We start from the raw sequence: 13,854 nt of genomic DNA, 5'->3' as shown, positions 1-13,854 counted from the left end.
TCACGCTTCTCGAAACTCGACACTTCGCCCAGGCAAGCTGGGCTCCTACAGGGGGGCCGGGTTTAAAGTTTTAGTTTCTTCAGGCCGCGGCGGATGCCCTGGTCCAGTACGGTTTTAATGACCGGGCCAATCAGTGGCAGTTTGCCTTCAAATTCGATGGTGTAGTGCAGCATGCTGCCGCCGTTGCTGGTTTCAGAAAAGTGCATCACGCCCTGGTGGTTCTTCAGCGGGCTGCCTTTGCTGATGGCGTAACGGATCAGCTTGTTCTGTTCTACTTCGGTGACCGTTTCATGGAAGGCCGGTGCCAGTGGCAGCTTCATCCAGCGGGTGGAACCCACGCCATTCGGACTGTCGCTGCCCTCCTTGATTCGTTTGATCTTGGCCGGGGCAAAGATCAACTCCAGATTGTGATGGTCGCTGAGAAAGTCGAACAGCTTGTCCACGGAGAAGGGGAAGGTCTGGATGATCTCGATACGCTGCATGGGAACTCCACAAACGGCACGGCCGTAAATAACATTGCACAATGGCAGTAACAGGGGTCGATTCTGCCCGATCCGCCATGGGCGACAAGGTTAATTTGAGCCAGAGGTGTCGCCCCGTCGCGGGGTCGGTGGGGTACACTGCTTGGGCATACACACATATGGAGCGCGAAAAATCATGGAACTGATGGTGTCGCCCACTTCCCCGTTTGCTCGCAAGGTGCAGATTCTGGCCCGGGAACAGGGGCTGAGCGAGGCAATCAACCTGCGGGCATTGCACCCACTGGATGATGCGGCTGAACTGGCCAGGATGAATCCGCTGGGGCGGGTGCCGGCATTGATCACCGATGACGACAAACTGGTGGTGGACAGCCCGATAATCTGTGCCTGGCTGGACAACCTGGCCGTGACCCAGGGACGGGACAGCATGCTGGGAGACAATGCTTCCCACCGACTGGTTATCCAGCAAGGGCAGGCCCTGGCGGATGGCATTATGGAAAGCGCCTTCCTGATGGTGATGGAACGGGGGCGGCCGGAGAGGCAGCACTCTGACTTCTGGCAGGATCGCCGCCGTGACGCGATTACCCGCACCCTGGATTATCTGGAGGCCCAGGGGGACGCGGTGATGCCGGCGGGCATCCATCTGGCCAGCATTGCTCTGGCCTGTGCCCTGGGCTATCTGGACTTTCGCCATGACGCCATGCAGTGGCGCAGCGGGCGGCCCGGGCTGGCAGCCTGGTTCAAGGCCTGGGAAGGTCGGGACAGCTTCATGGCCACGCAACCGCTCGCTTGAGGCCGTATCAGTCCGGTTTCAGGATCGCCGCCATCATCTGCTTCAGAGATGTGGCGGCGGGGTCCTCACCCAGACCAGCCAGTACCGATGCCTGACTGCGAGCGGGTGGGTTCTGGCTGGCTTTGGCCTTTCCCTCCATCCGTGTCACACACACTTCAATGCCTACCAGCGCCTGGGCAAAGGGAAAGGCCGCGCCCGGAGAGGCGGGCGCGGCAATACCGGTGTCAGTCTGCGGAGAGACTTTCCGGCAGTTCCAGCGGGGCTGGCGTCGTGGCCTGGGGAGCCCGCACGGTAGCCTCGCCAATACCACGGGGATCACTGGCGGCGGTGACTTCATTGCTGTCACGGCGCCACAGGATGGCTTGCATGTTGCCGTAGTCGCGGCCAGTGGAGACCACCTTGTGGCCTAGCAGCATCAGCTGTTTAGCCGCTTCGCTGCCAACAAATTCCGGTTCCGCCTGCACTTCATCCGGCAGGTACTGGTGGTGGTAGCGTACCTTGCTGACCCAGTCCTGTACCGGCTTGTTGTCTGCCGCTTCCAGCAATCCCAGCATCACCATGGAAATGATGCGACTGCCGCCGGGGGTGCCGAGAATGGCAATGCGATTGTCAAACTCCACAAAGGTGGGGGTCATGGAGGACAGCGGGCGCTTGCCGGGGGCTATGGCGTTGGCTTCGCTGCCCACCAGGCCGTAGGCGTTGGGGCTGCCCGGCTTGGCAGAAAAGTCGTCCATCTCGTTATTGAGCAACACCCCGGTCCCCGGCGCAACAAAGCCGCTACCGAACGGCAGGTTGATGCTGAGGGTGGCAGCCACCCGGTTGCCGTCCTTGTCCAGCACGGACAGATGGGTGGTATGGAAGCCCTCTTCCACGCCGATCGGCTCGCCGAGGCTGGCGCTGGGGGTGGCCTTGTCCAGGGTGATGCTGGCGGCGCGCTGTTTGGCGTAGTCCATGCTCAACAGCTTATCCACAGGCATATCCACAAAGTCCGGGTCCCCCAGATAGCGGGCCCGATCCTGGTAGGCGCGGCGCATGGCTTCGATGGTCAGGTGCGGGGTCAGGTCGCCGGTGTGGCCGTCGTTGAACTGACTGAGGATGTTCAGGGCGTTGGCCATGACAATGCCACCGGAGGACGGTGGCGGCGCGGAGATCACCCGGGCACCGCGGAACTGGCTGATCAACGGGGTGCGCTCTACCACCTGGTAATCGGTGAGGTCCTTCAGGGTCCACAGCCCGCCGGCCTGCTGCACGCCATCCACCAGCTGTTTGGCCACCTCGCCCTGGTAGAAACCGGCGTTGCCGTGCTCGGCGATGGCGCTGAGCACCCGGGCCAGATCTGGCTGGCGGATGGTGTGGTTGGTGGGTGGCACTTTGCCATTATGCAGAAAGATGCCTGCAGATTCCGGGAAGCGATTGAGTACCTCTTCCCGGTAGCCGGCCAGCTTGCGGTATTTCTCATCCACCGGGAAGCCGTTCTCAGCCAGTTTGATAGCTGGGCCCAGGGTGGTAGTGAGTGGTAACTTACCGTGCTTGTCAGCGAGGTGGACAAAGGCGGCGGCCTGGCCGGGAATGCCGGCGGCGCTGGGGCCATTCACCGCCCAGTCGCGCATGACGTTGCCGTCCTTGTCCTGGTACATGTTGGCCGTCGCCGCGCCGGGGGCTTTTTCCCGGGCATCCACAAAGGTCTGGAAACCATCCTGCTCGCGATGCAGCAACCAGAAGCCGCCGCCGCCCATGCCGGCGGAATAAGGCTCCACCACCGCCAACGCTGCTGCCACCGCAATGGCCGCATCGAAGGCATTGCCGCCCTGGTCAAGAATCTCCATGCCCGCCTGGGTGGCCAGCGGGTGGGCACTGGCAATCGCATTCTGTCCCGGCCCGGCGGCTTGGGCAGAAAGGGTAAACAGCAGCAGTAACGAGATCAGGATGCGCATGGGATTCCTCCTTGAATGCCGGTGTGTGTCGAGCGGTGTCCGGCGTTGTTGTTATGCCTGAGTTGAAAGTTAAAAGTTTAAAGTTGAATCGCGGGGTTGGCCTTATGGTTCTGCAAGGCTGTGCCCGCGTTCGCCGGTAATGGCGCGGGTACGTGACTCCAGAACCCGATCACCTGACTCGCGCTTTTAAACTTTGAACTTTCAACTTTGAACTCTTATTTCTGCCGCGCCTTGCGTTTCTCTTCCAGTGCTTCGGCGACCAGCGGCGGGACGAAGTTGTTCACGTCGCCGTCCAGCAGGGCGATCTCGCGGATCAGGGAACTGGAGATGAACGACAGGTGCTCTGCCGGGGTCAGGAACACGGTTTCCAGATCCGGGGCCAGTTGACGGTTCATGTTGGCCAGCTGGAATTCGTATTCGAAGTCGGATACCGCGCGCAGGCCGCGCAGCAGGATGTTGCCGTCTTCTTCCTCACAGAAGTGGGCCAGCAGCTTGGAGAAGCCTTTCACCTTCACATTGGGCAGGTGGGCCAGTACCCGTTCGGTGAGGTCCACGCGCTCTTCCAGGGTGAACAGCGGGCCTTTCTTCTCGCTGGCGGCAATGCCGACCACCACTTCGTCGAACATCTTGGCGGCCCGTTCCACCAGGTCCAGGTGGCCGTTGGTGATGGGGTCGAAGGTGCCGGGGTAGATTACGCGGTTGGTCATACTGGCCTTGCCTCTGTTGCAGTCAACACTGTGCGCGGACATTGGCCCGGGCACCATATGGCCGCAAGGATACCGCAACCGCCCCCTGCCGTGCAGGGGCAAGGATGACAGGGGGCGTGTCTGGAGTCAGGCGGGTTGTTGTGTCGCGGGGCTATGTTGCTGTTGATAGAAGTGGCTGCTGGCCGTGATTACCCCCTTGATGCTCGGGTGAGTTAACCCCTGGGTAGCGAGAAAGGCATCACTGGCACCGGTATCAAAACGGGTGGTCTGAATGAAGTGCAGGGCCTCGGGCCAGGTATTGAGCAGGCGCGGCAGGCCGGGAAGGCGCAGAAGGGTGGCGAGTACACCCATGGGCAGAAAGCGTGTCGGTGCTCTCCTTTTCAGGGAGGGGGCAGCGTGGGCCAGCAGCCCCTGCAGGCTGGGAGTACGGCTGTCCAGTGCCAGCAGTCGCTGCGGTGTCGCCGGGGCCAGAGCTGCCCGGGCAATCAGGGCGGCAAGCAGGTCTACGGCCACCAGCGGCAGCCAGTGGTCCGGGGTGCCGGGGATCGCCGCCATGCGCCCGCGCGCCAGGTTGTCGAGCAGCTGATAGAGCGGTTGCTGGTGGTCCAGTTGCCCGGTGCGGCTGTCTCCTGCCACGGTGGCGGGCTGTACTTCCACCATCTCCAGATGTTGTTCCCGGGCATACTCCCGTACCCGGATGGCGGCTTCCAGCTTGCTGGCTTCATAGCCTCCGGCACGGCGATAGACCTGTTGCCAGTCAGTTTTATCCGCTGAGTTCAGGTCGATGCCCAGCCGGGCCAGATGAGCCAGGTTCTCCAGCATGAAACCACTGATAAACACCAGCCGCGTCTGCTGTTGCCGGGCCAGGCGTGCCACGGCCAGCGCGCCGTCCACATTGGTCCGACGTGCCTCCGCCATGGGTAATTGCCAGGCGAAGCGGGCCCCAAGATGAATGATGGCCTCCAGCGCTGGGACGGGCCCATCGAGGCCCAGGTCCGGCTGATCCAGATCACCCTGAATGGCCTGAACCAGATCGCCCTGCCCGCCCAGCGCATCGACCTGCCGCCGCAGGGTGGCCAGTTGTGATGATGGCTGACGCAGCATGGCAAGAACGGGCTGCTGGTCGCGGGTAAGTTGTGCGCAGACATAACGGCCGATAAAGCCGCTGGCGCCGGTGATCAGAATGGTCATGGGGTTCTCCTTGTCCTTGTGAAAACGCTGATTTACGGACAGGCTAAGGTGTAGAGTAGACTCTAAGGTCAAGGCCGAACTGGCGGTGGCAGCAAGGGAGCGACAATGCGGATTGCGGAACTGGAACAACGCACCGGGATCAACCGGCACACCCTGCGTTATTACGAAAAGGAAGGCCTGTTGCTGGAAGTGGTGCGCGGCGAGAACAACTACCGCGACTACCCGGAAAAAGCGGTGGAACGGGTCACCATGGTCAGCCAGTTGAAGGAGTTGGGGTTCTCCCTGCGCGAAATCCGCGAGCTGCTCAATGCCCTGCGTAGCGATACCATCGATTGCGCCCAGGGGGCGCTGCTGATGGCGGAGAAGAAGGCCGCAGTGGACCAGCGGATTCGCGAGCTGAAAAAGGTCAGCCGTATGCTGGGACAACAGCAGGCCGAATTGGAAGCCAGTGCCGAGGCACAACGGAAGGGGCGAGACTGTATCCGCTGAATATTTATGCTCGTCAGGGTACGCAAGGAGCTATTCAGAGGCTCCCCAAATAAGCGTTTCGGTCAACGATGGTGTTTTCGGTAAACCGGATTGCCGGACAATGGCCCATGTGGACTGGTCGTATCGGGCCACGGGGATTAGCGTAGTCGACCTCACTGACACAGGCTTTCAAGGAGCGCAGCATGGGTGCATCGACCGACAAGACCGCAGTACAGCAGGAAATCAGCTTTGCTGCCGCGCAGGCACAGGGGAAGGTGTCCACTGAGGATGCGCTGGCCATTTTCGATGCACTGGAGCCGGCAGATACCGATTTCATGCTGGGCGCCTGGAAAGGGGAAGGCTTCGAGACCGACCACCCCATGGACGGCATGCTGGAGCGTTGTCACTGGCACGGCAAGCGTTTCGAAACCACCGAGCATGTGCACCCGCTGGTGTTCCGCAAGCGCAACGGTGAGCTGTCCAGCGTCAAGCCGCTGCTGGCCATGCCTGGCCTGGGGCTGCTCGACAAGCTGCCGATTCTCAAGTCGGAAGCGGCGGGAACCGCGTTCCAGGCGCTGATCCCGCTGCTGTCTGGCAACAAGTCCGCCGCCCGCCTGCGCATGACCACCTACCGTGGCAAGCCCACTGCCACCATGGTGTACGATAACCTGCCCATCAACGATGTGTTCCACAAGGTGGATGAGGATACCGTGCTGGGCATTATGGATCTCAAGGGCATGAAGCAACCGTTCTTCTTTGTGCTGCGGCGGGAGAAGTAACGCCTGACGCTGGATGCCGGACGCAAGACGCCAAAAAACACCCCGGTTTCTATCGTTGGAGGCCGGGGTGTTTTTTATGTCTGTCTGGTCTGCCCTGTCCCATCAAGCAGCACATGAAAAATCTGGCACACTTTCCCTGATCTTGTTCAGGGGAGTCGGATGGAGCAGTGGGCACCGCAATATAGCCGCCGCGAGCGGTTAACCCTTCTGGCCTTGCATGGGGCCTGGGCGGTGCCGTTGTTGCTGGTCAGTCAGTGGCTGTTCTTTCCCTGGTTGGAAACCTTTGTCGCGACAGCTCCCTGCCGTCAGGTGGGGCCGTTCAGCGCCATGGGGGTATTGCTGTACGGGATCTTTGTTGGGCTACCGGGGAGTTTTGTGCTGGTGGTGCTAGCCATTGAGGGCCGCCACAGCCTGCGCGTCTGGCAGCTGGCCCAGCACCCCTTACCCGGCGAGAAAGTTCTCAAACCCACCCGCTACGTGTACGGACGCCGGGCCCGTTTGCGGCCGCTGATGTTTCTGCTGGTGATGCTGGCGGTGACCGGGCTGGCTGTTCAGGGGCTGTTCTGGGCGGGGGATTTTCTGGACCAGCTGGGGCCGGCGGAAGGCTGCTGAGCTGGGCCGGAGCCGCTGTAGGAGCCCAGCTTGCCTGGGCGATCCGAGTCTAAGCGAGGAGATGAGTTACGAGAAGCGAGAAGCAAGTTTTGAAAGGCAGAAGCGCAAATCAACCCGAGCCCGGCCACCGTTTCTGGAATCCTTACCTCGCCTAGGCTCGGATCGCTTGCAGGCAAGCTCCTACAGCGGTTTCATCCTTGGCGTTAGGCGTTAGGCGTTAGGCGTCAGGCGGTCAAACAAAAGGCCGCGATAGCGGCCTGTTGTTATGTGCATGGTGCGTGCAGCGTGATGCGTGCCGCGTCCCTAAAATATCACTTCCATGATGCGGCGCATCATGCTGTAGGGGAGGATGCGGCTGTAGAAGGTGGCCAGCCAGTTGAGGGTGCCGGGGACCACTTCGCGGCTGCCACGCTTGAGGCCCTTCAGAGCGCGGGCCACCACATGCTCGCTCTTGCCGGTCATGAAGCGGGCGATCCAGTTGCGCTCGTGGCCGGCCACTTCGAAGAAGGCGGTCTCGGTGGCGCCGGGGGAAACCACGGTGACGCGAATGCCTTCCGGGCGCAGCTCGCCGTTGAGAGCATAGCCCAGGGCGCGCACGTAGTATTTGCAGGCGCTGTAGGCGGCGTAGCCGGGGATGGCCATGTGGCCGGCCACGGAGGCCACCAGCAGGATGTAACCTTCGCCGCGGGCTTTCATGTCGGCGGCATAGTGGTGGGTCAGGTGCGACAGCGCGTTCATGTCCAGCTGCATCATGCCGTGCAGGTCATCCCATTGCTGGGTCAGGTACGGCGCCTGCAGACCAAGCCCGGCATTGTTGATCAGGATATCCACCTTTAGCCCGGCGTCGGCAATGCGGGTGATCAGGGCGTTACGGGATTCCTCGTCGACCAGGTCACAGGCAAATACGTGAATGTCCACGTTTTTCCCTGACCGGGAGCATTCGGCGGCGAGTTCCTGCTTGAGCGATTCGAGACGATCCTCTCGGCGGGCGGTGAGGATCAGGTTGGCGCCCTGGGCGCAGAGCTGGCGGGCGTAGTCCATGCCCATGCCTGATGAGGCGCCGGTGATCAGTGCCGTCTTGCCGGAAAAATTGCTCATAACCTTCCCTTCCCTATGTGTCATTGCCAAATGAATGAACCTGCCCGCATCAATGTCCGTGGCAAAAGCGGGCGATTTGCCACAGGTCGCAACGTGTCGGGTTTGCCTCTGCTACCATCCCGCTACTTCATCGGGGGAGGAGGTTTGTCATGACACCTGCGCAATGGGTGCTAACCAGTCTGTTACTCGTCGCTGTGCCGTTTGGGCTCAGCCTGTTGGGCATGGGCATCGCCCGGCTCAAAGGCACCCGTCTGGATGCCGGTGCCGCGGACCCCTGTTTCGTGCTCGGGGTAGATATCAGCGGCCTGCTCTACAATCTCTTCATGTGTTACTGGTTGGTGCTGTTCACTGCCCCCATCGCCATGGGCGGCCTGATCCGGGCCGCCATTCTGGCCTGGTGGTAAGCAGGCTCAGGCCTTCAGTTTGTCCGCCAGCAACGTGGCATTTCGGGCGCTGACGCCGTAGATACTTAGCTGCGGATTGGCCCCCACACTGGTGGGGAACACCGAGCCGTCCATCACGTACAGCCCGTCCAGATACTTGTAGCTGCCATCGCTGTTGACCACGCACTGACTCTCGTCCGAGCCCATGGCCAGCCCCCCCATCACGTGGGCACAACCGATGCCGGTGGCCACCGGCACGTAGGCCAGCTTTGACAGCCGCGCCTGGGCGTCCTTCCAGCTGGTGTAGTAATCCGCCTGGCTGTGGCTGGGGCGAACCTTTTTGGCGCCGGCGGCAAAGAACATTTCCACCATGCTCAGGTGGGCACGGCGGGTGCCCTCCAGCACGTATTCGTTGATCGGGTAATCGATGACCGGCTCGCCGTTGTCACGCAGCTCAATAGCGCCGCCCTGGCTTTGTTCATGGAAGCCGTCACGGATCATGGCGATGGCACCGCCCATGTGGGGCAGCTGGGAAATTTCGTCCCAGGCTTGTTGGCCAAAGCCGGCCACGAAGGCACCCACCATGCCCGGGTGCAGGGCCATCATTTCCATCTTGTAGCCGGCGTTGCCAGCGATGCCGTTCTGATGACTGAACTCGTCGCAGTACACGCTTTGCGGTGCGCCGTAATAGGGGGCAATTTCGCGGTCGAAAATACCGAAGGCAAAGCTGGTGGGATGGGTAAAGGTACGTTTGCCCACCCGTTCATGGGGATCCGGTACCTGGGAGCGCAGCAGCAGGGCCGGGCTCTGGATGGAGCCGCCGGAAACAATCACGGTGGACGCCTTCAGGGTCAGGGTGGCGCCGGTGGCGATCTTGTTGTCGTCCAGGGGCTTGATACGAACGCCAGTGACCTTGTCCCCTTCCATGATCAGGGTGTCAGCCTGGGCGCTGTGCAGCAGGGTAGCACCGGTATCCATGGCGGCAGGGATGGTGGTGACCAGCATGGATTGCTTGGCATTGGTGGGACAGCCCATGCCACAGTAGCCCAGGTTCCAGCAGCCGCTCACATTGCGGGGAATGGCATCGGCCTGCCAGCCGAGGGACTGACAGGCATCCAGCATGATCTGGTTATTGTTGTTGTGGGCTACCCACTTCATTACCTTCAGGCGCTTTTCCATCTGCGCAAACCAGGGGGCCATGGCCGCCTCGTCCATACCCTGCACGCCGAATTCATCACGCCAGAAATCCAGGGTCTGTACCGGGGTGCGGAAGGAACTGGTCCAGTTCACCACGGTGGTGCCGCCCACGGCGCGGCCCTGCATGATGGACATGGTGCCGTCCTTGGTGGCGCGCATGCCGCCTTCCTGGTACAGGTCATGGTAGGCCTCGGCTTCGTTCAGGTTGAACTCATCGGAGCTTTTCAGCCGGGCCGCCTCCACCAGGATCACCTTTAGACCCTTCTGGCTGAGAATCTCTGCACTGACCCCGCCACCGGCGCCACTGCCGACGATGACCACATCGGCTTCCAGGGTGCGGTCGCTGCGTTCCTGGCGACCATCAATCACATCCCAGCCGTTGGCTTTGGGATCTTTCCAGGGATCCTTGGACTGGATTTTCAGAGTGCTGAGATCCTGCATGATGTTTCCTTATCGAAGGCGTGGTTTGCTCGGTCGGGCGACGAAAGAATGAATCAGGAAATAACCCGCTGCGGTGGTCCCGGGTAACCCGTGGTCAGGCCGGCCTCCGGCTGGGCAAACCAGGCAAACATCAACGGCTGTACCAGCCCTTTCCAGGCCATGCGGGAAAGGGTGCGATCGAGGGTGAACCAGGCCTGCAGGGTCTGGGTCAGGGTGGTTTGGTCCTGATCGGCGAAAGACGCCCAGGTGCCGGTGATATACCAGCGGGCGGCGCCCAGCTGCATCAGATCAAACAGCTGGAACATGGTGGCGCGGGTGCCGGGCATGGCGCCATCGAGCACCTTGTCGTAGGCCTTCAGGGCTGTCTGTGCAGAGGCGCCAGACGTCTCCAGGGCCTGGGCCAGTACCACGCCGGTGAGCGGCAGCAGCAGTTCCACGTCCTGCTTGCGCAGGTGCAGATAGCCCTCTGCCGGGCCGTCATTGCTGGAACAGCCGCTCAGCAGGGCAAGACTGGAGCCGGTGGCCAGCATGGCGCCACCGAACAGGCCGGTCTTGAGAAAGTCACGTCGATGCATTTCCACAGCCATGGCACCTATCCGTCGTTATTCGCGGGAATCGTCAGGGTGCAATATGGCGTAGTTCATCGTGAAACAAAATGAGGGTTCTGTCTCAAATGGTGAAATTGTGACATTGACTTGCGGCTGCCTGCCTGTTCAACCGCCAGAGCGTCTCGTCAGAGAATGCGCAAAATTGCAATAATGTCTAGGGAGCCTCTGAATAACTCCTTGCATGCTCAGTCTTTCAGGCTGGTTCGCCCCCTCGGCAAAGGTAAAGAGGGGCGCGCTTTTGAAGGTGTATGTCCATCCATCGGCTCTTCACCTTCAAAGGAAGCGCAACAACGAGTGCGGGCCAGCCTGGAAGACCCGGGAGCACCCGTTCGGGCATAAAGGCGCGGCTTGGAGCGTACATCTGCTGCGCCTTGCCTCTCGGAAAGGGAGCCACCCTGACCATCGAGTCAAGACACAACAGCTGCGCGCTCCAGGCCACGCTGAGTACGCAAGGAGTTATTCAGAGGCTTCCTAGGTGGAAAAGGATTCCAGGAGAGCGTGATGCGGGTAGGGATACTGGTTTTTTTGTGGTGGTCATCGTCGGTTCTGGCAGAGTCAATGGGGCGCCTGGAGGGGCAAAGCCAGGATGGGACCCGGTTCCGTCTGTCCCTTGAGAGCATAAACAGCACTCTCCTGCCCCAGGACAATGCCTATTCCCGATTGTTTACGTTTAGCGACCCGCCCTGTGTGTTTCTCATGGGCGATAACGCGATGCTGGCGTGTACCGGTCTGCCGGGAACATTCCTGAACGGGACCTTGTACCGGCAAGCCGGTAAACCGGACCCGCAAAGCCGGGAGGTCAAACTGGAATGTGCGCGGGGGTGCTCCGACCCGGTGCCGGCGATGATGCAATACATCCCGGTTCAATGTTAACGGCGCCTCTCCCTGTGAAGGGCGCCGTCATGCTCATGCCGTTAGCTGGTCCGCCAGGGCGGTGGCATTGCGGGCGCTGATGCCATAGATGGTGAGCTGCGGGTTTACCCCCAGGCTGGTGGGGAACACGGAACCGTCGATGACGTAAAGCCCGTTGAGGTGCTTATAGCTGCCATCGCTGTTCACGGTACAGCGCTTGTCATCCTGACCCATGGTCAGGCCACCCATCACATGAGCACTGCCCAGGCCGGTGATGGTGGGGGCGTAGTCCAGCTGATCCACCCCGACACGGGCTTCCTTCCAGTTTTTATAGTAGGGCGCGTCATGGTGTCCCGGACGCACGGCCTTGGCCCCTGCGGCGAACTGCATTTCCAGCATGGTCAGGTGGGCGCGTCGGGTTCCGTCCAGCAGGTACGCATTGACCGGGTAATCCAGCAGAGGCTCACCGTTGTCACGCAGCTCCACGGTGCCGCCTACGCTGTCTTCGTGGAACCCGTCGCGCAGCAGGGCAATGGAGGCGGCCAGGTTGGGTAGCCGTTGTGCCTCTTCAAAGGCGCTTTCGCCATAGCCGCCGATCAGGGCGGTATTCAGGCCGGGGTGCATGGGCATCATTTCCAGCTTGTAGCCTGCCGGGCCATCCACGCCGTGCTTGAACACGAACTCGTCGGAGTACATGGATTGGGGCGCGCCGTAGTAAGGGGCGATTTCCTTGTCGTAGATCCCGTACGCGAAGTTGGTGGGGTGCAGGAAGGTGCGGGTACCCACCAGCCCATGGGGGTCCGGGGCGCCGGAACGCATCAGCAGGGCCGGGCTCTGCATGCTGCCGCCGGATGACACCACGGCACGGGCCTTGAGAGTCAGAGTGGCGCCAGTGGGGCTCTTGTCATCCTTGAGCGGACGAACCTTGACCCCGGTGACGGTATCGCCTTCGATGATCAGGGTGTCGGCCTGGGCGCTGTGGATCAGGGTTGCGCCATTGCTGAGGGCCCCCGGCAGGGTGGTCACCAGCATGGATTGCTTGGCGTTGGTGGGGCAGCCCATGCCGCAATAACCGATGTTCCAGCAGCCGCTCACGTTGCGGGGGATCACATCGGTATGCCAGCCCAGGCTGTCGCAGCCGCGTTTGAGCACATCATTGTTGGCGTTGGGGGGCATCAGCCATTTTTCGATCTTGAGGCGCTTTTCCATCATCGCGAACCAGGGATCCAGTTCGCTGCGGGAGAGCCCTTCCACGGCATACTGGTCGCGCCAGAAGTTGAGGGTTTCTTCCGGGGTACGGAAGGAACTGGTCCAGTTGACCACGGTGGTACCGCCCACTGCCCTGCCCTGCAGGATGGTCATGCCGGCATCCTTGGTGGCGCGCATGGCGCCTTCCTGATACAGGTCACGGTAGGCTTCGGCTTCATTCAGGTCGAACTGGTCAGAGGTTTTCAGTTTGGCCGCTTCCAGTACCACCACCTTGAGGCCGCGCTGGGCAAGAATTTCCGCGCTCACGCCACCGCCGGCACCGCTGCCGATGATCACCACATCGGCTTCCAGGGTGCGGTCGTCATTGAGGGTGCGCCCGTCGATAACATCCCAGCCATTGTCAGCGGGGCGTTTCCACGGGTCTTTTACCTTGATCTGGAGTGTTGTCAGGTCCTGCATGCTCGTTCCTTGTTCTTGTAGGGCGCGTGGGGAGGCTCAAACCATCACACGGGTCGGCGGACCCGGATAGCCGGTGGTGCTTGCTCCGGCAGGTTTGGCATACCAGGCCATGTGCATGGGCTGGGTCAGGCCCTTGAGAGCCATGCGGGCTATGCTGTTGCTCTTGGCAGACCAGTCCGCCAACAATTGCTTGAGCTGGTCGTCATCCAGTTCGGAAAAGTGAGTCCAGGTGCCGGTCAGGAACCAGCGGGCGGCGCCCAGCTGCATCAGATCCAGTATCTGGAAAAGCGTGTCCCGGGTACCGGGCATGGCCCCTTCCAGCAGATCGTCATAGGCTTTCATGCCGTCTTCGGCACTGGCGCCGGCGGCAGCCAGTGAGGGGGCGAGCACGGCACCGACCAGCGGGGTGAGTAGATCCACGTCCTGTTGACGGAAGTAACGGTAGCCCTCAGCGGGGCCATCACTATTGCTGGAGCAGCCTGTCAGCAGTGCCACGCCAGAGCCGGTGGCCAGCAAGGCACTGCCTGCTGCACCCAGCTTGAGAAAGCCACGTCGATTGATTCCCTGATCCATAGGATGACCTTTTTAATTGTCTTGTTATTGATCCATTGACCGTCATGCTGACTGCCAGCCCGGATCCGCCC

General features: G+C 61.3%; 16 protein-coding genes. 6 read left to right on the top strand and 10 right to left on the bottom strand.

Annotation, left to right across the window (positions count from 1 at the left end; genetic code table 11):
• Positions 1 to 62 precede the first annotated feature (62 nt).
• Positions 63 to 482, bottom strand: a complete 420-nt coding sequence (locus HF945_RS15460) for an SRPBCC family protein (protein WP_290523459.1) — start codon at positions 480 to 482, stop codon at positions 63 to 65.
• A gap of 175 nt (positions 483 to 657) precedes the next feature.
• Between HF945_RS15460 and HF945_RS15455 the strand changes: the two genes are divergently transcribed.
• Positions 658 to 1,272 (top strand): glutathione S-transferase N-terminal domain-containing protein, encoded by a 615-nt coding sequence (locus tag HF945_RS15455; protein ID WP_290523458.1) that lies wholly within the window; start codon positions 658 to 660, stop codon positions 1,270 to 1,272.
• A gap of 7 nt (positions 1,273 to 1,279) precedes the next feature.
• On the opposite strand, the gene HF945_RS15450 is transcribed toward HF945_RS15455, so the two are convergent.
• The 4 genes from HF945_RS15450 to HF945_RS15435 form a co-directional block, all read right to left on the bottom strand.
• Positions 1,280 to 1,420 carry a hypothetical protein gene (locus HF945_RS15450; RefSeq protein WP_290523457.1) on the bottom strand — a complete coding sequence of 47 codons (141 nt, stop codon included), beginning with the start codon at positions 1,418 to 1,420 and terminating at the stop codon, positions 1,280 to 1,282.
• 76 nt (positions 1,421 to 1,496) lie between these two features.
• Complete coding sequence (ggt, locus tag HF945_RS15445; protein ID WP_290523456.1) at positions 1,497 to 3,206, bottom strand: gamma-glutamyltransferase; 1,710 nt, start codon at positions 3,204 to 3,206, stop codon at positions 1,497 to 1,499.
• 215 nt (positions 3,207 to 3,421) lie between these two features.
• Positions 3,422 to 3,913, bottom strand: a complete 492-nt coding sequence (gene coaD, locus HF945_RS15440; RefSeq protein WP_290523455.1) for a pantetheine-phosphate adenylyltransferase — start codon at positions 3,911 to 3,913, stop codon at positions 3,422 to 3,424.
• A gap of 126 nt (positions 3,914 to 4,039) precedes the next feature.
• A complete protein-coding gene (locus HF945_RS15435; RefSeq protein WP_290523454.1) occupies positions 4,040 to 5,104 on the bottom strand; it encodes an SDR family oxidoreductase in 1,065 nt (354 codons plus the stop codon).
• Between the two features lie 105 nt (positions 5,105 to 5,209).
• Between HF945_RS15435 and HF945_RS15430 the strand changes: the two genes are divergently transcribed.
• The 3 genes from HF945_RS15430 (at position 5,210) to HF945_RS15420 (ending at position 6,963) form a co-directional block, all read left to right on the top strand.
• The gene (locus HF945_RS15430; RefSeq protein ID WP_246972718.1) at positions 5,210 to 5,593 is read left to right on the top strand and encodes a MerR family transcriptional regulator; all 384 of its coding nucleotides are present in this window, start codon (positions 5,210 to 5,212) and stop codon (positions 5,591 to 5,593) included.
• A gap of 182 nt (positions 5,594 to 5,775) precedes the next feature.
• Positions 5,776 to 6,351, top strand: coding sequence for a DUF4334 domain-containing protein (locus HF945_RS15425; RefSeq protein ID WP_290523453.1), 576 nt, complete (start codon positions 5,776 to 5,778; stop codon positions 6,349 to 6,351).
• Between the two features lie 159 nt (positions 6,352 to 6,510).
• Entirely contained in the window at positions 6,511 to 6,963 is a 453-nt protein-coding gene (locus tag HF945_RS15420) for a hypothetical protein (protein WP_290523452.1), read from the top strand.
• Between the two features lie 303 nt (positions 6,964 to 7,266).
• Here HF945_RS15420 and HF945_RS15415 read toward each other — a convergent pair whose 3' ends face one another.
• Positions 7,267 to 8,061, bottom strand: a complete 795-nt coding sequence (locus HF945_RS15415) for an SDR family oxidoreductase (RefSeq protein ID WP_290523451.1) — start codon at positions 8,059 to 8,061, stop codon at positions 7,267 to 7,269.
• Between the two features lie 149 nt (positions 8,062 to 8,210).
• Between HF945_RS15415 and HF945_RS15410 the strand changes: the two genes are divergently transcribed.
• Complete coding sequence (locus HF945_RS15410) at positions 8,211 to 8,465, top strand: hypothetical protein (protein ID WP_290523450.1); 255 nt, start codon at positions 8,211 to 8,213, stop codon at positions 8,463 to 8,465.
• Positions 8,466 to 8,471: 6 nt separating this feature from the next.
• Here HF945_RS15410 and HF945_RS15405 read toward each other — a convergent pair whose 3' ends face one another.
• Together HF945_RS15405 and HF945_RS15400 are read right to left on the bottom strand one after the other, a co-directional pair.
• Complete coding sequence (locus tag HF945_RS15405; RefSeq protein WP_290523449.1) at positions 8,472 to 10,082, bottom strand: GMC family oxidoreductase; 1,611 nt, start codon at positions 10,080 to 10,082, stop codon at positions 8,472 to 8,474.
• A 53-nt stretch (positions 10,083 to 10,135) separates the two neighbouring features.
• Entirely contained in the window at positions 10,136 to 10,669 is a 534-nt protein-coding gene (locus tag HF945_RS15400) for a Tat pathway signal protein (protein WP_290523448.1), read from the bottom strand.
• A gap of 522 nt (positions 10,670 to 11,191) precedes the next feature.
• Between HF945_RS15400 and HF945_RS15395 the strand changes: the two genes are divergently transcribed.
• Positions 11,192 to 11,563, top strand: a complete 372-nt coding sequence (locus HF945_RS15395; protein ID WP_290523447.1) for a hypothetical protein — start codon at positions 11,192 to 11,194, stop codon at positions 11,561 to 11,563.
• Positions 11,564 to 11,596: 33 nt separating this feature from the next.
• Here HF945_RS15395 and HF945_RS15390 read toward each other — a convergent pair whose 3' ends face one another.
• Positions 11,597 to 13,210 (bottom strand): GMC family oxidoreductase, encoded by a 1,614-nt coding sequence (locus HF945_RS15390; protein ID WP_290523446.1) that lies wholly within the window; start codon positions 13,208 to 13,210, stop codon positions 11,597 to 11,599.
• Between the two features lie 36 nt (positions 13,211 to 13,246).
• The gene (locus HF945_RS15385) at positions 13,247 to 13,783 is read right to left on the bottom strand and encodes a twin-arginine translocation signal domain-containing protein (protein WP_290523445.1); all 537 of its coding nucleotides are present in this window, start codon (positions 13,781 to 13,783) and stop codon (positions 13,247 to 13,249) included.
• Positions 13,784 to 13,854 lie beyond the last annotated feature (71 nt).

The organism is Alcanivorax sp., assembly GCF_017794965.1.
Classification (GTDB): Bacteria; Pseudomonadota; Gammaproteobacteria; order Pseudomonadales; family Alcanivoracaceae; genus Alcanivorax.
Note: the sequence above shows the minus strand (reverse complement) of the source record. Positions and strands in the feature narration are given on the sequence as shown.